Raw genomic sequence first — 18,940 nt, forward strand, 5'->3', positions numbered from 1 at the left:
TTCAGTTGCTTAACTGAACGGCATTACCCCGTGGGGCGCTTTCGTTTTTTGCACAAGCCGAATGCCAATCAATATCCGTTGCGGCGGCCTTTTCTCACCACCATCCACCTCGGGGCCTTGAACCGCACGATGCTCAAATAAAGCCACACGTAGGTAAACGCAAACAGCACGACAAACACAAACAGATGCACCGTATGCCGCCAGAACAGCGTAGCCGGAATCACGGCCACGAGGCACAGCAGCCACAGATAAGGTGAAGTGAGCGAATTCCTTCGCGTCAGATCATGCGCGTGCCTGGTCCCCACGGCCCACCGCATCAGCCGCTTGTACACGAGCATATGCAGGTGCACGCCATCGGGAATCCCCGGCGACATCCCGCGAATGAATTTCTTCCGATAGATCGAGAAGCACGTCTCGAAGATCGGATACATGAACAGCAGCACCGGATACCAAGCGGACACCTCGCGATTGCGCATCACGAGCAGGATCGCGAGTTCGGCGAGCATGAACCCGATGAAGTACGCGCCGCCGTCCCCGAGAAAGATCAGCCCGGCCGGAAAATTCCACAGAAAGAACCCGAGCACGGCGCCCATCATGATGATCGACGCCGACATCACGACCGGATCGTTGACGTGGAACGCGACATACGCGAGCGACGCGAACATCATGAAGCTGACCATCGACGCGAGCCCGTTGAAGCCGTCGATGATGTTGATCGCATTCGCGAGCGCGGCCACCGCGAGCACGGTGATGAACGCCGAGATGGCCACATAGCCGAGCAGGAAATCGAGCGGCGGCACGCTGATGCGCTTCACCGCGATCCCGAGCAGCCAGAACGCGAGCGCTGCCGCGGCCATCGTGCACAGCAGCCGCGCGCGCGGCGACACGCGCTTGGTCAGGTCCTCGACGAGCCCCGACAGGAACGCCGGCAGCCCGCACGCGACGATCCCGAGAATGCTGCCGGAAATCGTCGGATAGCGCCGCGACAGCACCAGCGCGGCAATGACGACGCCCGCGAGGATCCCGATGCCCCCCACGCGCGGCACGGGCCGTACGTGGAATTTCTGCACGCCGGCCAGATCGCTGTCGATCGAGAATTTCTCGTGCAGATGCGCATAGCGCACGATGAACAGCGTAACGAGCAGGGAAACGATGAAGCCGGACGCGAAGCTGAGCATGGGATCGCTCGAAAAATGGACAGCGGATTATACAAAACCGCGCGGGTTCGCCTCCTGCCATCGCCAGTGGTCGGCACACATGTCGTCGAGGCCGAGCGTCGCACGCCAGCCGATGATGTCGGCGGCTGCTTGCGGGTTCGCATAGCATTCGGCGACGTCGCCCGGGCGGCGCGCGACGATCTCGTACGGCACCGGGCGGCCCGACGCCTTTTCGAACGCGCGCACGACTTCGAGCACGCTGTAGCCCTGGCCGGTGCCGAGGTTCACGACGAAGCTCGCGTCGCGCTTCACGAGTGCATCGAGCGCGGCGATGTGCCCCTTCGCGAGATCGACGACGTGGATGTAGTCGCGCACGCCGGTGCCGTCGGGCGTCGGATAGTCGGAGCCGAACACGCGCAGCTTCTCGAGCTTGCCCACCGCGACCTGCGCGACGTAAGGCATCAGGTTGTTCGGAATGCCGGCGGGATCCTCGCCGATCAGCCCGCTCGCATGCGCACCGACCGGGTTGAAATAGCGCAGCGTCGCGATCCGCCACGACGGATCGGACACCTCGAGATCGCGCAGGATCTGCTCGGCGATCAGCTTCGACTGGCCGTACGGATTCGTCGCGGAGAGCGGGAACGATTCGTCGATCGGCGAACGCTCGGGCACGCCGTACACGGTCGCCGACGAGCTGAACACGAACTGCTTCACGTTGCGCGCGCGCATGACCTTGAGCACGGTCAGCAGCCCGCCGAGATTGTTCTGGTAGTACTCGAGCGGCTTCGCAACCGATTCGCCGACGGCCTTCAGCGCCGCGAAGTGAATCGTGCCGGTGATCGGATGTGCGTCGAACACTTTCGCGAGCGCGGCTTCGTCGCAGACGTCGACCTGATGGAACGCGGGCTGCTTGCCGGTGATGCGCTCGATGCGGCGCACGGCTTCGGCCTTGCTGTTGACGAGGTTGTCGACGATCACGACGTCGTAGCCGTTGTCGAGCAGCTCGACGGCCGTGTGCGAGCCGATATAGCCCGCGCCGCCGGTAACGAGGATGGTGCCTTTAGCGCTCATTGCGGATGTACTCCTTCAAAAGGTAATGCCCGTCAGCGTACGAACAGTATGCCGGTAGCGTTCGACGACCTGCTGCTCGTCGAACTCGGCCGCGACCTTGCGCCGGCCGCGCTCGCCCATCGCCTCGCGTCCGGCCGCTCCGATGTCGATCAAGCGCATCAATTGCTCGGCGAGGCTCGCGCTATCGCGCACGCGGCACAGGAAGCCCGTTTCGCCGTCGGCGACGACGTCGCGGCAGCCCGGCACGTCGGTCGCGACGATCGGGCGCCCCATCGCGGACGCTTCCATCAGCGTGCGCGGCACGCCTTCACGATATGACGGCAGCACGACGCAGTCGGCGGCCGCGATGTGCGGACGCACGTCGTGCGCTTCGCCGAGATACTCGACGATGCCTTCGGCGACCCACGCATCGACGTCGGCGCGGCCGATTGCACTCGGGTTGTCGACGCCGAGCGGCCCGAGCAGCTGAAAGCGCGTATTCGGATGGCGCGCGCGCACGATGCGCGCGGCCTCGACGTACTCACGCACGCCTTTATCCCACAGCAGCCGGCCGATCAGGATGAACACCGGTGCGTCGCCGCCGGGCAGCGGCACCGGTGCGAACTGTTCGAGATCGACGCCTTCGCCATGCAGCAGCCGCGCGCGTTCCGGATGCGCAAGCAACCGTTCATCGGTGAAGGTTGCAAGGTCGTCGCGATTCAAGAACCACACCTCGCGCGGAAAGCGAAACGCGAACCGGTACAGCCGCTTCGCGATGCTCGCCGCGCGGCTTTTCTGGATGAACACGTAGCCGAGCCCGGTCGTCACCGCGATCGACGGCACGCGCGCGAGCCACGCGGCGACCGAGCCGTAGATGTTCGGCTTGATCGTGTAATGGAACACGAGATGGGGCTGCAGCGCGCGGTAGTGGCGAACCAGCGCGGCGAGCGTGCCGAGATCCTCGCGCGGGCTCGTGCCTTTCGACGCAATCGCGAGCGCCACGTAGCGGCAGCCCATCTGCTGGAGCAGCGGCACGGTGCGGTCGTGCGGCGCGATCACGATCACGTCGGCGCCGTGCGCGACGAGCGCACGGATCAGCCCGTGCCGATACGTGTAGATCGCCCAGGCCGTGTTGCAGACGAGCGCAATGCGCAGCGGGGAAGTGGCGGACATGAAAAAAAGAAAAAATAAAGCGTCGAAAATGCCCTGCGTGCTAGGCGGACGGCCGCGCGGCGAACAGCGTCTGCTTGATTCGTTGCAGCGTCCGATACGGCGTCACGAAGTGCAGCAGGTTCTTCGCGAGGCCGGCCCAGTCGTACGGATTCAGCGCGTTGAAGTGGCGCAGCAGCAGCGCGAGCGTCGACATCAGCTGGCGGCGGCGCTTCGTCGCGCTGATTCCGCCCTCGTTGAGCTCGTAATAGAGGCCGAGTTCGGGCAGGTTCGCGCAATCGTAGCGTTGCATTAACCGTAAAAAAAGATCGAGATCCTCGGCCGCGCGGTACTTCGCGCGGTAGTTGCCGACCTCGCGCACGGCGTCGATGCGCAGCATGACCGACGGATGCACGAGCGGCGAGCGCAGAAAGCGCGTGCGGCGCAGCGTGCGCGGATCGGCGGGCGGCGTGAGCATGAAGCGCGGTTCGCCGGCGCGCGACACGACCTGCGTCCACATCCCGACGCACGCGACGCGCGGGTGCGCGTCGAGAAACGCGCGCTGCTTCGCGAGGCGTTGCGGCGCGGCGAGATCGCCGGCGTCGATGCGTGCGGCATAGCGGAAGCCGCGCTGCGCGAGCGCCTCGATGCCGGCTTCGAGCGCGCGCTCGATGCCGACGTTGTGCGGCATGCGCAGCACCTCGATAACGAGGCCCGCGATCGCGGGCGCGACGATCGGCGGCGTGCTGCCGTCGTCGACGATCAGCACGTGCACGCGCGCATCCTCGCGGAACGACGCGAGCGTGCGCACGACGTCGTCGTGCCCGTTGTAGGCCGGCATCAGCACGGCGACGTCGTCGAGCGGCGGCACGGAAGCGGGGGACGTCATGAACGCAGTTTGAAACGAATGTAATAAAAGTTGACGGCCGCGGCGGCCGCGTAGCCGGCGGCGAGGCCGACGAGCGCGCCGTACAGCCCGAGCCGCGGGATCGCGAGCCAGTTCGCGAGCGCGGCGATCGCGAGCGCGAGCGCCCATTTCGCGAGCAACACGAATTTTGCTTGATATTTGAGCACGATAAGATTGCCTATCGCCTCGATCCCGGCAGGCACGGACAGCCACACGGCCCAGCGGAAGATGTCCACCGACGCCTCGTAGCCGCGTCCGAACACCTTGCCGACGATCAGCGGCGCGGCGGCATCGAGCACGAGCGCGCCGGCCGTCATCAGCGCGGCGGTCATCGCGATGAGCCGGACGATGTTGCGGCGCAGTCGCGCGACGTCCTGCACGCGGTAGACGAACGCGGGCGCGATGGTTTGCGCGAGCATCAGCGCGAGCGTGATCCAGTTCTCGTTGAGCTGTTGTGCGGCAGCGTACCGGCCGAGGTCGGCGAACGACACGTGGCGTTCGAGCATCAGCCGGTCGAGCTTCAGGAACAGGTACATGCAGATCAGCCCGAGCCAGAACACGGTGCCGGCCGTCGCGAAATGCCGGAACAGCGGTTTGTCGAACGTCCAGCCGAGCGAGCCGCCGTTACGATGACGGTAGTACAGCAGCAGCACGAAACCGATCGCGGCCGCCTCGAGCGCCCACAGCCACGCGAAGCGGGCGGGCGCGGCGGCGGCGCGCACCAGCAGCCAGACGAGCAGCGCCTTCGCGAGCGCGGTGAACATGCTGGTCACGAGCTGCGGCTTGCTGTACGTCATGCTCTGCAGCCAGGCGTTGATCACGCCGACGAACGGCTCGCGGAACACCATCGTGACGGCAAGGCCGGCCAGCATCGCGCCGACGAGCGGATCGAACGCGCCGGCGGCGATCGCGATCCACGTCGCGACGAGCGCGGCGGCCGACACGCCGATGCGCAGCGCGAACGCGCTGCCGAGCACGGCGCCGAGCTGGGCCGGCGGGCGCTGCACGATGGTCGGCACCAGAATTTCCGCGCCGCACACCCAGGTCAGCGGCGCCAGCACGAGGAGCAGCGTATTCGCATACTGCCACTTGCCGAACACGTCCGGCCCGAAATAACGGGCCAGCAGCCCGCTGATCGCGATCGCGACGCCGATCTGCGTGAGCCGTTCGAGCCCCAGCCAGACGAGGTTCGCGACGGCTTTCGCGACGTCCGGGTTGCCGAATCGCTTCAGCATGCGGCGGCTAGGCGGCCGCACGCGCGCGGGGCGGCCGGCAGGGCGCCGGCTGGCGGCAGGAAGGCGGCGGAGCGACTACGCATTAAAATGGGCGGTATGCACGTCATCGAAACCCGCGATTATAAGTGGGATCGGGGCCGCGCCAGCCGTCCCGTCCGTTGTTCCGCGCGGGGCCTGCGTGTAGCATGCGCCGGCACCGGCGAGAGGCGGCCAGACTATTTTCCATGCACGCAACCGAGAGAGAATCGATGATCTCCCAATCCATCTTCAAGGCATATGACATCCGCGGCGTGGTCGGCAAGACGCTCGACGCCGACACGGCGCGCAGCATCGGCCGCGCGTTCGGCAGCGAAGTGCGCGCGCAGGGCGGCGACGCGGTCGTCGTCGCGCGCGACGGCCGCCTGTCCGGGCCCGAGCTCGTCGGCGCGCTCGCCGACGGACTGCGTGCGGCAGGCGTCGACGTCGTCGACATCGGCATGGTCCCGACGCCGGTCGGCTACTTCGCGGCGAGCGTGCCGCTCGCGCTGAAGGGCGGCGAGCGCCGCGTCGATTCGTGCATCGTCGTCACCGGCAGCCACAACCCGCCCGACTACAACGGCTTCAAGATGGTGCTGCGCGGCGCGGCGATCTACGGCGAGCAGATTCAGGCGCTGTACCGCCGCATCGTCGACGAGCGCTTCGAGAGCGGCAGCGGAACGTACGAAGAGCACGACGTGGCCGACGCGTACATCGACCGCATCGTCGGCGACGTGAAGCTCGCGCGCCCGCTGAAGCTCGTCGTCGACGCGGGCAACGGCGTCGCCGGCCCGCTCGCGACGCGCCTGTTCAAGGCGCTCGGCTGCACGCTGGTCGAGCGCTTCACCGACATCGACGGCACGTTCCCGAACCATCACCCCGATCCGGCTCACCCGGAAAACCTGCAGGACGTGATCCAGGCGCTGAAGGACACGGACGCCGAGCTCGGCTTCGCGTTCGACGGCGACGGCGACCGTCTCGGCGTCGTCACGAAGGACGGCCAGATCATCTATCCGGATCGCCAGCTGATGCTGTTCGCCGAGGAAGTGCTGTCGCGCAACCCGGGCGCGCAGATCATCTACGACGTGAAGTGCACGCGCCACCTCGCGCAATGGGTGAAGTCGAAGGGCGGCGAGCCGCTGATGTGGAAGACGGGCCACTCGCTCGTGAAGGCGAAGCTGCGCGAGACGGGCGCGCCGCTCGCGGGCGAGATGAGCGGCCACGTATTCTTCAAAGATCGCTGGTACGGCTTCGACGACGGCCTCTACACGGGCGCGCGCCTGCTCGAGATCCTCGCGAAGACGGCCGACCCGAGCGCCGTGCTGAACGCGCTGCCCGACGCGATGAGCACGCCGGAACTGCAGCTGAAGCTCGAAGAAGGCGAGAACTTCAGCCTCATCGAAAAGCTGCAGAAGGAAGCGAAGTTCGACGGCGCGGACGAAGTCGTGACGATCGACGGGCTGCGTGTCGAATATCCGGACGGCTTCGGGCTCGCGCGTTCGTCGAACACGACGCCGGTCGTCGTGCTGCGCTTCGAGGCGGAGACGCAGGACGGCCTGAAGCGCATTCAGGACGACTTCCGCCGTGTGCTGACGGCCGCGAAGCCGGACGTGAAGCTGCCGTTCTGACCAGGGCATCGGGCGGCCGCATCGGTGGCCCGAGCCGGTCGCCCAGCCGGTCGCCTTCTCCCCCAAAAAGCGGCGTGCGCGTGACGCGTGCGCCGCTTTTTGTCAATCTGCGGCGCCGGGCGCGATAAAATCGCGTCTTTATGCCTGTCGCCGGCCGTCTGCCGGCGTTTTTTCAGCGTGCAAAAGATCCTGATCGTGCGCGTGTCGTCGCTGGGCGACGTCGTGCACAACATGCCGGTGATCGCCGATATCCGGCGTCGCCATCCCGATGCGCAGATCGACTGGCTCGTCGAAGAAAGCTTCGTCGATCTCGTGAAGCTCGTCGACGGCGTGCGCAACGTGCTGCCGTTCTCGCTACGCCGCTGGCGCAAGCAGCCGTTCTCCGGCGCGACGTGGCGCGAGATCCGCGCGTTTCGCAAGCAGCTCGCGGCCGAGCACTACGATCTCGTGATCGACTGCCAGGGCTTGATCAAGACGGCGTGGGTCGCGAGCTGGGCGCGCGGGCCGCTCGTCGGCCTCGGCAACCGGACCGACGGCGCCGGTTACGAATGGCCGGTGCGCTTCTTCTATCGCAAGCGCGTGCCGATTGCGCCGCGCACGCACGTCGTCGAGCGTTCGCGGCAGCTCGTCGCGGCCGCGCTCGGCGATCCGGCGCCGACGCCGGCCGATCCCGTCGATTTCGGCCTCGACACGCGCGATGCGTCGCGTGCGATCGCCTCGGTCGGGCTGAACCTGCCGGTGCCCTACGTGGTGTTCGTCCATGCGACTTCGCGCGCGGACAAACAATGGCCCGACGCCGCGTGGATCGAGCTCGGCCAGGCGCTGGTACGGCGCGGCGCATCGCTCGTGCTGCCGTGGGGCAACGACGCGGAGCGCGCGACGAGCGAGCGGCTCGCGAAGGAGTTCGGCGAGGCCGCGATCGTGCCGCCAAAGCTGTCGCTGCCGGCCGTGGTCGGCCTGATCGACGGCGCGGCCGCGACGGTCGGGGTTGATACAGGTCTGGTTCACATCGCGGCCGCGCTGAAGCGCCCGACCGTCGAACTGTACAATTTCGCGACGGCCTGGCGAACCGGCGGCTACTGGTCGCCGAACGTCGTCAATCTCGGCACGGCGGGGCAGCCCCCGTCGATCGCGCAGGTGAAGTCGGCGCTCGCGGGCTTCGGTCTCCTGTAACGCACGCATTCGTGGCGAACCGATCATGAGCGAATCCCAGATCATCGAAGTCTCGTCCGCCGACTGGAGCGGACATCAGCTGTCGGTGCCGCGCGAGCAGTTGCTGGCGGCAGTCGAGGAAGGCAAGGTGCTGTATTTCCCGCACCTGCGCTTCGCGATCGAAGGCGGCGAGGAAGCGCTGCTCGATCCGGCGCTCGCCGATCCGAAACGCAAGAACATCAGTCTTGCGCCGAACGGCGGCGCGCTCGTCGGCGTGCTCGGCGACGAAGTCACGCAGTCTGCCGTGCGCGCGCTCGTCGCGCGCTTTCAGCAGCAGGCCGGCACGCTCGTCGACGGCCTGTTTCCCGAATACCGCGGCAAGCTGCGCGTCGCGCCGACGAGCCTGCGGCTGATGCAGGTCGAGACGCGCCAGACGTCGTGGCGCAAGGACGACAGCCGGCTGCACGTCGACGCGTTTCCGTCGCGGCCGAACTACGGCGAGCGGATCCTGCGCGTGTTCACGAACGTGAACCCGGCGGGCGTGCCGCGCGTCTGGCGCGTCGGCGAGCCGTTCGAGGACGTCGCGAAGCGCTTTCTGCCGAAGATCCGTCCGCAGCTGCCGGGCTCCGCGTGGCTGCTGAATCTGCTGCACGTGACGAAGTCGCGGCGCAGCGCCTACGACCATCTGATGCTGAATCTGCACGACGGGATGAAGGCAGATCTCGACTATCAGAAGACCTGTCCGCAGCAGACGATGCCGTTCCCGCCGGGCAGCGTGTGGATATGTTTCTCCGATCAGACTTCGCACGCTGTGATGTCCGGACAGTTCATGCTCGAGCAGACCTTCTTCCTGCCGGTCGACGCGATGGTGCGCCGCGAGTGCGCGCCGCTCGGCATCCTCGAGCGGCTGACGGGCAGGGCACTGGTTTGAGCGCGCATATTCATCGACACGACGGCCGGGCACACGCATGCTGAGGACGATCTATCGCGCGCTGTGGTGGCTCGTCGCGCCGCTCGCCGTCGTGCGGCTGTACGTACGCTCGCGCAAGGAGTACGGCTATCGCGAACATATCGGCGAGCGCTTTGGCTACGGCGCGGGCCGCGCGCCCGACGATCGCGCGCCGTTGATCTGGGTGCATGCGGTGTCGGTCGGCGAGACGCGCGCCGCGCAGCCGCTGATCGACGCGCTGATGCGCGCGCGGCCCGACGCGCGGATCCTGCTCACGCACATGACGCCGAGCGGCCGCGCGACGGGCGAGCAGCTGTTCGGCGATCGCGTGCTGCGCTGCTATCTGCCCTACGACATGCCGGGCGCCGTGCGGCGCTTTCTGCGCGCATGGCGGCCGACGCTCGGCCTCGTGATGGAAACGGAAGTGTGGCCGACGCTGATCGACGAGTGCCGTCGCGCGGACGTGCCGCTCGTGCTGACGAATGCGCGGATGTCCGCGCGTTCGTGCCGGCGCGCGGCGAAGTTCGGTGCGGCGACGCAGGAAGTGTTCGGCGGCTTCTCGCGCGTGCTCGCGCAGAGCCCGGCCGATGCCGAGCGTCTGACGTCGCTCGGTGCACGCAACGTCGCGGTGCTCGGCAACCTGAAGTTCGACATGACGACGCCGCCCGAACTCGCGGCGCGCGGCCATGCATGGCGTGACGCGATCGGCAAGCGTCCGGTGTGGGTCGCGGCGAGCACGCGCGAGAACGAGGAAGCGCTCGTGTTGCAGGCGTTCGCGGCGATGCGCACGCCCGGCGCGCTGCTGATGCTCGTGCCGCGCCATCCGCAGCGCTTTGCGGAAGTCGAGTCGCTGGTCGCGCGCGAAGGGCTCAAATGCGTACGGCGCTCCGCATGGGCGGCCGATGCGGCCGCGCTCGCGGCAGGTCGCCCGGCCGCGGATGCGCTGCCGAACGACGTGAAGGTGCTGCTCGGCGATTCGATGGGCGAGCTTGGCGCGTACTACGCGGCGGCCGACGTCGCGTTCATCGGCGGCAGCCTGCTGCCGCTCGGCGGCCAGAACCTGATCGAGGCATGCGCGGTCGGCGTGCCGGTCGTGATCGGGCCGCACGTGTTCAACTTCACGCAGGCGACGGCCGACGCGGTCGCGGCCGGCGCGGCGCTGCAGGTCGCGGATCCGCTCGATCTCGCGCACGTGCTCGACGCGCTGTTCGCCGACAACCCGCGGCGCATCGCGATGGGCGCCGCCGCCGCGGCGTTTGCGGCACGCCATCGCGGCGCGACCGCGCGCACGGTGGACGTGCTGGCGGCGTTGCTGCCGCCGGTCGAGCGCGACACGTCCGTCACGCAGGACGACTGACGGCGAGCCGGCGCGGCGCGATTGCGCAGCGCCGGCGCCGCGCTGCCGCCGCCTATTTCAGATCGCCGCCGGCCCCGAGGCCATCCCGGTCGTGCGTGGGCCGGCCGTTCGCTCAGACCGTCAACAATCCCTTCTTCTCGATGAACGCGACGACTTCCGCGACGCCTTCGAGCGCCTTCAGGTTCGTCATCACGTAAGGCCGCTCGCCGCGCATCTTCTTCGTGTCGGACGCCATCACGTCGAGGTTCGCGCCGACCAGCGGCGCGAGATCGGTCTTGTTGATCACGAGCAGGTCGGACTTCGTGATGCCGGGGCCGCCCTTGCGCGGAATCTTCTCGCCGCCCGCGACGTCGATCACGTAGATCGTCAGGTCCGACAGTTCGGGGCTGAACGTCGCCGCGAGATTGTCGCCGCCCGATTCGATGAACACGATGTCGGCATCGGGGAAGCGCGACAGCATCCGGTCGACGGCCTCGAGATTGATCGACGCGTCTTCGCGGATCGCCGTGTGCGGGCAGCCGCCCGTCTCGACGCCCATGATGCGTTCCTCGGGCAGCGCGCCGGCGACCGTCAGCAGACGCTGATCTTCCTTCGTATAGATGTCGTTGGTGATCGCGACGAGGTCGTACCGGTCGCGCATCGTCTTGCACAGCATTTCGAGCAGCGTGGTCTTGCCTGAGCCGACCGGGCCGCCGATGCCGACGCGCAGCGGCGGCAGTTTCTTGGTGCGGCGGGAGACGGAAGGAGCGGGTGCGTTCATGGCGTAGTGTGGGTCGTAGGTCAGGAGCGGAACAACCGCGAATACTGCGTTTCGTGCCGTGCGGACAGGATGCCGAGCTGCGGCGCGAACGTGTTGACGGCATCGGCCGGCGTCGCGAGCGCGCGGCGCACGGCCGCGTCGATCGCATCGCGCAGTGCGACGATGATGCGCTGGCCGGCGAGCTGGCCGAGCGGCACGGCTTTCAGCGCGGCGGCCGTCTGGTTCTCGACCCAGCCGAATGCATAGGCGGCGAGCACCGCATCGGCGCCGGCGTCGTGCGCGGCGGCCGCATAGGCGAACGCGGTCGGCAGCGCGATCGGCTGCAGCGACGCGAGCGTCGCGCGCCGCGCGGCATCGCCCCATTCGAGCGACGCGCAAAGCTGCGCGAGCGACCAGCCCATCTGCTCGGTCTCGCGACGCAGTTCCGACGATTCGCGGCTCGCGACGAACCATGCGTTTTCGGCGGCGAGCGCGGGCGCGTCGTGCGCATGCCAGCGCGCGAGCTGGTGTGCGAGGAACGGCAGTTCGCCGTGCGCGAGCACGTCGGTCAGGCCGCTGGCGATCCAGTCGCGCGCGCTGTCCGCGTCGTGGATCAGATTGGCGTCGAGCGCCGCTTCGAGTCCCTGCGAATAGCTGAACGCGCCGATCGGCAATGCCGGCGACGCGAGATGCAGCAGCGCGACGAGTTCAGTGGTGTTCATGGCCGTGGCCGTGCGTGCAACCGGGACCATGCTGATGATCGTGATCGTGATCGTGATCGTGACCGTGATCGTGACCGTGATCGTGATCGTGATCGTGCGAGTGCGAGTGGCCGTGGTGTTCGCCGAACACCTGCTGCGCGAGCGCATAGTCTTCGGCGAACGTCGCATCGTGTCCGTGCTTGTGGCCGCCGCCGTATGCGCCGGCTTCCGGCTGGAACGGCGCGCTCGTCTGCTCGACCTGCGTGCCGAGCCGGCGCAGCATGTCGGCGAGCACCGGGTCGGCTTCGAGCTTCAGATAGCCGTCGCCGATCTCGACCGGGGTATGCCGGTTGCCGAGGTGATAGGCGGCGCGCATCAGCGTCAGCGGATCGGCCGCGCGCACGAGCAGTACGGTTTCGGCGGCCGCCGCGATGCGCACGAGTGCGCCGTCGTCGGCGACGAGCACGTCGCCGTCGCGCAGCACCGTGCCGCGCGGCAGCAGCACGGCGACGTCTTCGCCGGTGTCGAGCGTCGCGGCGAGCCGGCTCTTGCAGCGGGCGTCGTAGGTCAGCGTGAGCGTCGGTGCGCGTGCGACGAGCGACGCGGCGAGCCGGACGTTGGGAGCAATGCGTTTGTCGAGCGTGCGCATGAAACGGGAACGGTCGGTCAGAACAGGAAATAGCGCTGCGCCATCGGCAGCACGGATGCGGGTTCGCAGGTCAGCAGCTGGCCGTCGGCGATCACGTCGTAGGTCTCCGGATCGACGCTGATCGCGGGGCGCCACGCGTTGTGGATCATGTCGGCCTTCGTGACCTGGCGGCAATTGCGCACCGGCACGATCGGCTTCGCGAGCCCGTAGCGCTCGGCGATGCCTGCGTCGGCCGCCAGCTGCGACACGAAGGTCAGCGACGTGCGGGCCAGCGCGCCGCCGCGCGTCGCGAACATCTCGCGATAGTGAACGGGCTGCGGCGTCGGAATCGACGCGTTCGGGTCGCCCATCTGCGCGAGCGCGATCATCCCGCCCTTGAGGATCATCGTCGGCTTGATCCCGAAGAACGCCGGTTCCCACAGCACGAGATCCGCCCACTTGCCCGGTTCGATCGAGCCGACGTGGTGCGCGATACCGTGCGTGATCGCCGGATTGATCGTGTACTTCGCGACGTAGCGCTTCGCGCGGAAGTTGTCGTTGCGCGCGCTGTCTTCCGGCAGCGCGCCGCGCTGCACCTTCATCTTGTGCGCGGTCTGCCAGGTGCGGATGATCACTTCGCCGACGCGGCCCATCGCCTGCGAATCGGACGACAGCATCGACAGCGCGCCGAGATCGTGCAGGATGTCCTCGGCCGCGATCGTCTCGCGGCGGATGCGCGATTCGGCGAACGCGAGATCCTCGGCGATGGACGGATCGAGGTGATGGCACACCATCAGCATGTCGAGATGCTCTTCGAGCGTGTTGATCGTGTAGGGGCGCGTCGGATTCGTCGACGACGGCAGCACGTTCGCTTCGCCGCACACCTTCAGGATGTCGGGCGCATGGCCGCCGCCCGCGCCTTCGGTGTGATACGTGTGGATCGTGCGGCCCTTGAACGCGGCGACCGTCGATTCGACGAAGCCGGCTTCGTTCAGCGTGTCGGTATGGATCGCGACCTGTGTGTCGGTATCGTCGGCGACCGACAGGCAGGTATCGATCGCGGCAGGCGTCGTGCCCCAGTCCTCGTGCAGCTTCAGCCCGATCGCGCCGGCCGCGATCTGTTCGACGAGCGGCTCCGGCCGGCTCGCATTGCCCTTGCCGAGAAAGCCGAGATTGATCGGCCAGCCGTCGGCCGCCTGCAGCATCCGTTCCATGTGCCACGGCCCCGGCGTGCAGGTCGTCGCGTTGGTGCCGGTCGCCGGCCCCGTGCCGCCGCCGAGCATCGTCGTGACGCCGGACGCGAGCGCTTCGTCGATCTGCTGCGGGCTGATGAAGTGGATGTGCGTATCGATGCCGCCCGCGGTCACGATCAGCCCTTCGCCGGCGATCACTTCGGTACCCGCACCGATCGCGATCGTCACGCCGGGCTGGATGTCGGGGTTGCCGGCCTTGCCGATCGCGGCGATGCGGCCGTGCTTGATCGCGATGTCGGCCTTCACGATGCCCCAGTGATCGAGGATCACCGCGTTCGTGATCACCGTGTCGGGCACCTCGGCCGAGACGCGCTGCGACTGGCCCATCCCGTCGCGGATCACCTTGCCGCCGCCGAACTTCACTTCCTGGCCGTAGATCGTGAAGTCGCGTTCGATCTCGATCAGCAGTTCGGTGTCGGCGAGGCGGACGCGGTCGCCCGTCGTCGGCCCGAACATTTCCGCGTACGCGCGGCGGCTCAAGCGTAGTGTCATGTCGTGCTGTTCCTGATGAGAAGCGCGGGCGTCGCTCAGAGCGGCCCCATCACCTTGCCCTGAAAACCGTAGACGACGCGGTCGCCCGCGAGCGCGACGAGCTCGACGGTGCGCGTCTGGCCCGGCTCGAAGCGCACGGCGGTGCCGGCCGCGATGTTCAGCCGGAAGCCGCGCGCGGCTTCGCGGTCGAACGCAAGCGCGTCGTTCACTTCGTAGAAGTGATAGTGCGAGCCGACCTGGACCGGCCGATCGCCGGTGTTCGCGACGACGAGCGCGATCGTCGCGCGTCCCGCGTTCAGTTCGTGTTCGCCGTCGTCGGTGAGGATTTCGCCGGGAATCATGCGGTGCCTTACGGAATCGGGTGATGGACGGTGACGAGCTTCGTGCCGTCGGGGAAGGTCGCTTCGACCTGAATGTCGGGAATCATCTCCGGCACGCCGTCCATGACGTCGTCGCGCGTGAGCAGCGTCGTGCCGTAGTGCATGACTTCGGCGACGGTCTTGCCGTCGCGCGCGGCTTCCATCAGCGCGGCCGTGATGAACGCGACCGCCTCCGGATAGTTCAGCTTGAGCCCGCGTGCGCGGCGACGTTCGGCCAGCAGTGCCGCCGTGAAGATCAGCAGCTTGTCTTTTTCTCGGGGAGTCAGTTTCATGAAGGCGGACGTTCAGGAAAGCGTAATGTTCGACGGCACACGGCACCCGTGCGGGAACGCGGCTCATCGTAGCACCGCGTCGTTCGGCGTGCGCGACGTAGCGGGTCGGTAAGCAGCAAGGGGCGTGCCATGCACGTCGCGCGCGATTCCATGCACATTCGTCGTGCGTGCTGCCCGAACGCCGTGCATCGGCGCGCGCCGAACTGGTGCGCGTGCTCAGGTCTGCCAGAGGCGCAACGGTCGCGCCTCGGCGCCGTGCACGATCGGCCGCAGATGCAGCCAGCAGTCGGTGAGGTGACGCTGCAGCGTTTCCATCGACGCGGCGAGCGCGCGCACGAGCACGACGCCCGGCGTCACGCAGGTCGCGCCCGCGCGCAGCGTGTCGTCGAACGGCATGCGTTCGGCGAGCGATTCGGCGAGTGCGGCGTCGCACGCGGCGCCGGCCGCCCACAGCGTGCCGTACGCGGGGAAGCCCGCGAGGCCCTGCGGTGCCGCGCGCAGCGGGTCGCGCGCATCGAGCAGCGCGCGTTCGGTCCAGAGCGGCCGGCCGTGCGCATCGACGAGCGTCGACGTCGACGCGACGCGCCCGGCCGCCCACGTTTCACCGGCCGCCTGGCGGCCGAGCTGCGTCGCGTCCCAGCCGATCGCGCTCGCGCCTGCGCCGAGCGTCAGCGAGAAATCGAGCGACGCGTGCGCGTGATCGAAAAACAGATTGTTCTGCGGCAGCCAGTCGAGCTTTGCGCGTTCGCCGAGCACGATCGCGATGCGCTGCGTGGCGTCGAGTCCGTTCGACTTGTACCACTTCGTCGCGCCCGGTGTGGTGAGGACCGCGTGCGTGTCCTTGCCGAGTGCGATGTCGATGTCGAGCCGGTCGCCGCCCGCGACGCCGCCCGGCGGATGCACGATCACCGCATGGCAGATCGCGTCGCCTTCCGGATACAGCGGGCGCTGCACGCGCAACGGGCCGTCGTGCAAGCGATGCACGAGTGCCGTGCGCGTGTGCTGCCGTTCGAAGCCGAGTTCGAGGCGGCCGCGCCACGACTTGGCGACGGCGGGGCGCGACAGCGGCGCGTGGGAATCGGAGGCGGACATCGGTGCGAAAGGAAAACGAAGGGAGCGGATCGGCGCGCAACCGGCAGCGCGAATGCGGATGCTACCGGAACAATAATGCCGATGCCGCTTTCGCGGAAGTGCCGACGATGAAGGTCGCGCGGCGAGCGCGCGCCGCGCTACACCGCGATGAGTTCGCGCACGCCGTTCGCATCCATGTCGCGCGCGTCGCCGCCCGCGACGATCTCGCCGCGGCTCATCACCCAGTAGCGGTCCGCGATCGAGCGCGCGAAATCGTAATACTGTTCGACGAGCAGCACGGTCATCTTCGTTTCGTCGACGAGCTGCCGCAGCGTGCGCCCGATGTCCTGGATGATCGACGGCTGGATGCCTTCGGTCGGCTCGTCGAGGATCAGCAGCTGCGGCTCGCTCATCAGCGCGCGGCCGATCGCGAGCTGCTGCTGCTGGCCGCCCGACAGGTCGCCGCCGCGCCGCGCGCGCATGTCCTTCAGCACGGGGAACAGCGCATAGATGCGCTCGGGCACTTTCGAGCGCGCGCTGCGGCTTGCCGCGCCGACGAGCAGGTTCTCTTCGACGGTCAATCGAGGAAAGATGTCGCGGCCCTGCGGCACGTAGGCGAGTCCGGCGGCCACGCGTGCCTCCGGTCGCAACGTGCCGAGCGACGCGCCGCGCCACGACACGGTGCCGCTTTTCGCGGCGACGACGCCCATCACGCAGCGCAGCAGCGTCGTCTTGCCGACGCCGTTGCGGCCGAGCAGCACGGTGAGCTTGCCGTCTTCGGCATCGAGCGTCGCGTTGCGCAGGATATGGCTGCCGCCGTAGTACTGGTTCAGCGCTTCGATCTTCAGCATCGCATCATCGTCCGAGGTAAGACTCGATCACGGCGTCGTTGCGCTTGACCTGATCGAGCGTGCCTTGCGCGAGCACCGCGCCTTCTGCCATGACCGTCACGCGGCCCGCGTCGCCGGCGAGCGCCGCGACGAATTCCATGTCGTGCTCGACGACCATCATCGAGCACGTGCCGCGCAACGTGTTCAGCAGTTCCGCGAGTTCCATCGTCTCGTGATCGGTCATCCCGGCCGCCGGTTCGTCGAGCAGCAGCAGCGCGGGGCGCTGCATCAGCAGCATGCCGATCTCGAGCCGCTGCTTCTGGCCGTGCGACAGCTCGCCCGCCGCGCGAAACGCGTGGCTTTCGAGGCCGATCAGCGCGAGCGTTTCCTCGATCTTCGCCTGCGCGTCGCGGTCGAGTCGCGCGCGCAGCGACGCGAGCCAGCCCTTGTCGGTCTGCATCGCGAGCTCGAGGTTTTCCCACACCGGATGCTGTTCGAACACGGTCGGCTTCTGGAACTTGCGGCCGATCCCCGCGCGCGCGATCTCGGGCTCGTTCATCCGCGCGAGGTCGAGCGTCTGGCCGAGGAAGACCTTGCCCGCATCGGGGCGCGTCTTGCCGGTGATCACGTCCATCATCGTCGTCTTGCCCGCGCCGTTCGGTCCGATCACGCAGCGCAGCTCGCCCACGTCGATCGCGAGCGACAGCTTGTTCAGCGCGCGAAAGCCGTCGAAGCTCACGTCGATGTCCTCGAGATAGAGGATCGTGCCGTGCGACGTGTCGATGCCCGTGGGCGCGACGCGGCCCATCGACGCGGTGCCGCTCACCGCATGCTGATCGTCCTCCGGCGGCGGAATGAACTGATAAAGCGCCGTTCCGTTCATCGGCTTTCCCCTTTCGCAAGCACGCGTTCGACGACGCCCATGATCCCGCGCGGCAGCAGCAGCGGCACGAGCACGAAGATCAGGCCGAGAAAGAACAGCCAGTATTCGGCGAAGTACGCGGTAAACACGCTCTTCGCGCCGTTCACCGCGAACGCGCCGACGATCGGGCCGATCAGCGTGCCGCGTCCGCCGACCGCGACCCAGATCGCCATCTCGATCGAATTGCCGGGCGACATCTCGCCGGGGTTCACGATGCCGACCTGCGGCACGTACAGCGCGCCCGCGATGCCGCACAGCACGGCCGAGACGGTCCACACGAACAGCTTGTAGGCGAGCGGGCTGTAGCCGAGGAACATCAGCCGCGTCTCGCCGTCGCGCACCGCGGTCACGACGCGGCCGAGCTTGCTCGTGACGATCGCGCGCGCGGCGACGAACGCGAGCACGAGGGTCGCGAACGTGAGCAGCAACAGCACGGTGCGCGTGCCGGGCGACGTGATCGGGAAGCCGGCGATCCGCTTGAAATCGGTGAAGCCGTTGTTGCCGCCGAAGCCCGTCTCGTTCCGATAGAACAGCAGCATCGCGGCGAACGTCAGCGCCTGCGTGATGATCGACAGATAGACGCCCTTCACGCGCGAACGGAAAGCGAAAAAGCCGAATACCCACGCGAGCACGGCCGGCACGAGCACGACGAGCAGCAGCGCCCACGCGAGGTGCTGCGTGCCGGCCCAGTACCACGGCAATTGATGCCAGTCGAGAAACACCATGAAGTCGGGCAGGTCGCTGCCGTACTGGCCGTCGCGGCCGATCTCGCGCATCAGGTACATGCCGATCGCATAGCCGCCGAGCGCGAAGAACAGCCCGTGGCCGAGGCTCAGGATGCCGCAGTAGCCCCAGACGAGATCGAGCGCGAGCGCGGCGATCGCATAGCACATCAGCTTGCCGGCGAGCGTCATCGCATAGGCGGACAGATGGAACGCGCTCGACTCGGGCGCGACGAGCGCCGCGAGCGGCACGCCGATGCCGACCGCGAGGCACAGCGCGACGAGCGCGAGCCATGCGCGGCGCGACAGCAGCGCCGGGCGCGGCGGCAGG

Annotated in this window: 19 protein-coding genes; 4 read left to right on the top strand and 15 right to left on the bottom strand. The window is 67.8% G+C overall.

All coding sequences use genetic code 11. The features are described from left to right. Positions 1-68 precede the first annotated feature (68 nt). The 5 genes from HMPREF3115_RS06360 to HMPREF3115_RS06380 are packed head-to-tail and all read right to left on the bottom strand — an operon-like array spanning position 69 to position 5,498. Positions 69-1,178: an MraY family glycosyltransferase gene (locus HMPREF3115_RS06360; RefSeq protein ID WP_006406325.1), complete on the bottom strand. Its 1,110-nt coding sequence runs from the start codon at positions 1,176-1,178 to the stop codon at positions 69-71. Positions 1,179-1,205: 27 nt separating this feature from the next. After that, a complete protein-coding gene (galE, locus tag HMPREF3115_RS06365; protein ID WP_006406324.1) occupies positions 1,206-2,228 on the bottom strand; it encodes a UDP-glucose 4-epimerase GalE in 1,023 nt (340 codons plus the stop codon). 15 nt (positions 2,229-2,243) lie between these two features. Further along, the gene (locus HMPREF3115_RS06370; RefSeq protein WP_070553773.1) at positions 2,244-3,380 is read right to left on the bottom strand and encodes a glycosyltransferase family 4 protein; all 1,137 of its coding nucleotides are present in this window, start codon (positions 3,378-3,380) and stop codon (positions 2,244-2,246) included. A 40-nt stretch (positions 3,381-3,420) separates the two neighbouring features. Continuing rightward, the gene (locus HMPREF3115_RS06375; RefSeq protein ID WP_053297544.1) at positions 3,421-4,245 is read right to left on the bottom strand and encodes a glycosyltransferase; all 825 of its coding nucleotides are present in this window, start codon (positions 4,243-4,245) and stop codon (positions 3,421-3,423) included. Further along, complete coding sequence (locus HMPREF3115_RS06380; protein WP_070553775.1) at positions 4,242-5,498, bottom strand: lipopolysaccharide biosynthesis protein; 1,257 nt, start codon at positions 5,496-5,498, stop codon at positions 4,242-4,244. Before HMPREF3115_RS06380 ends, HMPREF3115_RS06375 begins: the two co-directional genes overlap by 4 nt. 248 nt (positions 5,499-5,746) lie before the next feature. Between HMPREF3115_RS06380 and HMPREF3115_RS06385 the strand changes: the two genes are divergently transcribed. The 4 genes from HMPREF3115_RS06385 to waaA all read left to right on the top strand — a co-directional run bounded on the left by HMPREF3115_RS06385 (position 5,747) and on the right by waaA (position 10,599). Then, positions 5,747-7,141: a phosphomannomutase/phosphoglucomutase gene (locus tag HMPREF3115_RS06385; protein ID WP_006400938.1), complete on the top strand. Its 1,395-nt coding sequence runs from the start codon at positions 5,747-5,749 to the stop codon at positions 7,139-7,141. Positions 7,142-7,246: 105 nt separating this feature from the next. Next, positions 7,247-8,314, top strand: a complete 1,068-nt coding sequence (waaC, locus tag HMPREF3115_RS06390) for a lipopolysaccharide heptosyltransferase I (RefSeq protein WP_370685775.1) — start codon at positions 7,247-7,249, stop codon at positions 8,312-8,314. A 25-nt stretch (positions 8,315-8,339) separates the two neighbouring features. Further along, positions 8,340-9,224 (top strand): Kdo hydroxylase KdoO, encoded by an 885-nt coding sequence (locus HMPREF3115_RS06395; RefSeq protein WP_006406317.1) that lies wholly within the window; start codon positions 8,340-8,342, stop codon positions 9,222-9,224. 37 nt (positions 9,225-9,261) lie between these two features. After that, entirely contained in the window at positions 9,262-10,599 is a 1,338-nt protein-coding gene (gene waaA, locus HMPREF3115_RS06400; protein ID WP_070553777.1) for a lipid IV(A) 3-deoxy-D-manno-octulosonic acid transferase, read from the top strand. Positions 10,600-10,711: 112 nt separating this feature from the next. On the opposite strand, the gene ureG is transcribed toward waaA, so the two are convergent. The 10 genes from ureG to urtC form a co-directional block, all read right to left on the bottom strand. Continuing rightward, the gene (gene ureG / locus HMPREF3115_RS06405; RefSeq protein ID WP_006406315.1) at positions 10,712-11,359 is read right to left on the bottom strand and encodes an urease accessory protein UreG; all 648 of its coding nucleotides are present in this window, start codon (positions 11,357-11,359) and stop codon (positions 10,712-10,714) included. A gap of 20 nt (positions 11,360-11,379) precedes the next feature. After that, positions 11,380-12,060 (bottom strand): urease accessory protein UreF, encoded by a 681-nt coding sequence (locus HMPREF3115_RS06410; RefSeq protein WP_006408830.1) that lies wholly within the window; start codon positions 12,058-12,060, stop codon positions 11,380-11,382. Next, positions 12,047-12,688 carry an urease accessory protein UreE gene (gene ureE / locus HMPREF3115_RS06415; protein WP_070553778.1) on the bottom strand — a complete coding sequence of 214 codons (642 nt, stop codon included), beginning with the start codon at positions 12,686-12,688 and terminating at the stop codon, positions 12,047-12,049. The genes HMPREF3115_RS06410 and ureE overlap by 14 nt, the downstream gene beginning before the upstream one ends. Positions 12,689-12,705: 17 nt before the next feature. Beyond that, positions 12,706-14,412 (bottom strand): urease subunit alpha, encoded by a 1,707-nt coding sequence (ureC, locus tag HMPREF3115_RS06420; protein WP_070553780.1) that lies wholly within the window; start codon positions 14,410-14,412, stop codon positions 12,706-12,708. A 35-nt stretch (positions 14,413-14,447) separates the two neighbouring features. Beyond that, positions 14,448-14,753 (bottom strand): urease subunit beta, encoded by a 306-nt coding sequence (locus tag HMPREF3115_RS06425; RefSeq protein ID WP_006406311.1) that lies wholly within the window; start codon positions 14,751-14,753, stop codon positions 14,448-14,450. A gap of 8 nt (positions 14,754-14,761) precedes the next feature. Continuing rightward, a complete protein-coding gene (gene ureA, locus HMPREF3115_RS06430; RefSeq protein ID WP_006406310.1) occupies positions 14,762-15,064 on the bottom strand; it encodes an urease subunit gamma in 303 nt (100 codons plus the stop codon). A gap of 216 nt (positions 15,065-15,280) precedes the next feature. Then, positions 15,281-16,156, bottom strand: a complete 876-nt coding sequence (locus HMPREF3115_RS06435) for an urease accessory protein UreD (RefSeq protein ID WP_070553782.1) — start codon at positions 16,154-16,156, stop codon at positions 15,281-15,283. A gap of 137 nt (positions 16,157-16,293) precedes the next feature. Continuing rightward, the gene (urtE, locus tag HMPREF3115_RS06440) at positions 16,294-16,986 is read right to left on the bottom strand and encodes an urea ABC transporter ATP-binding subunit UrtE (protein ID WP_006400919.1); all 693 of its coding nucleotides are present in this window, start codon (positions 16,984-16,986) and stop codon (positions 16,294-16,296) included. A gap of 4 nt (positions 16,987-16,990) precedes the next feature. Then, positions 16,991-17,848 carry an urea ABC transporter ATP-binding protein UrtD gene (gene urtD / locus HMPREF3115_RS06445; RefSeq protein WP_070553783.1) on the bottom strand — a complete coding sequence of 286 codons (858 nt, stop codon included), beginning with the start codon at positions 17,846-17,848 and terminating at the stop codon, positions 16,991-16,993. Next, a complete protein-coding gene (gene urtC, locus HMPREF3115_RS06450) occupies positions 17,845-18,939 on the bottom strand; it encodes an urea ABC transporter permease subunit UrtC (protein ID WP_256276079.1) in 1,095 nt (364 codons plus the stop codon). The genes urtD and urtC overlap by 4 nt, the downstream gene beginning before the upstream one ends. Between the last annotated feature and the right edge of the window lies 1 nt (position 18,940).

Source organism: Burkholderia sp. HMSC10F09 (assembly GCF_001806955.1).
Classification (GTDB): Bacteria; Pseudomonadota; Gammaproteobacteria; order Burkholderiales; family Burkholderiaceae; genus Burkholderia; species Burkholderia multivorans.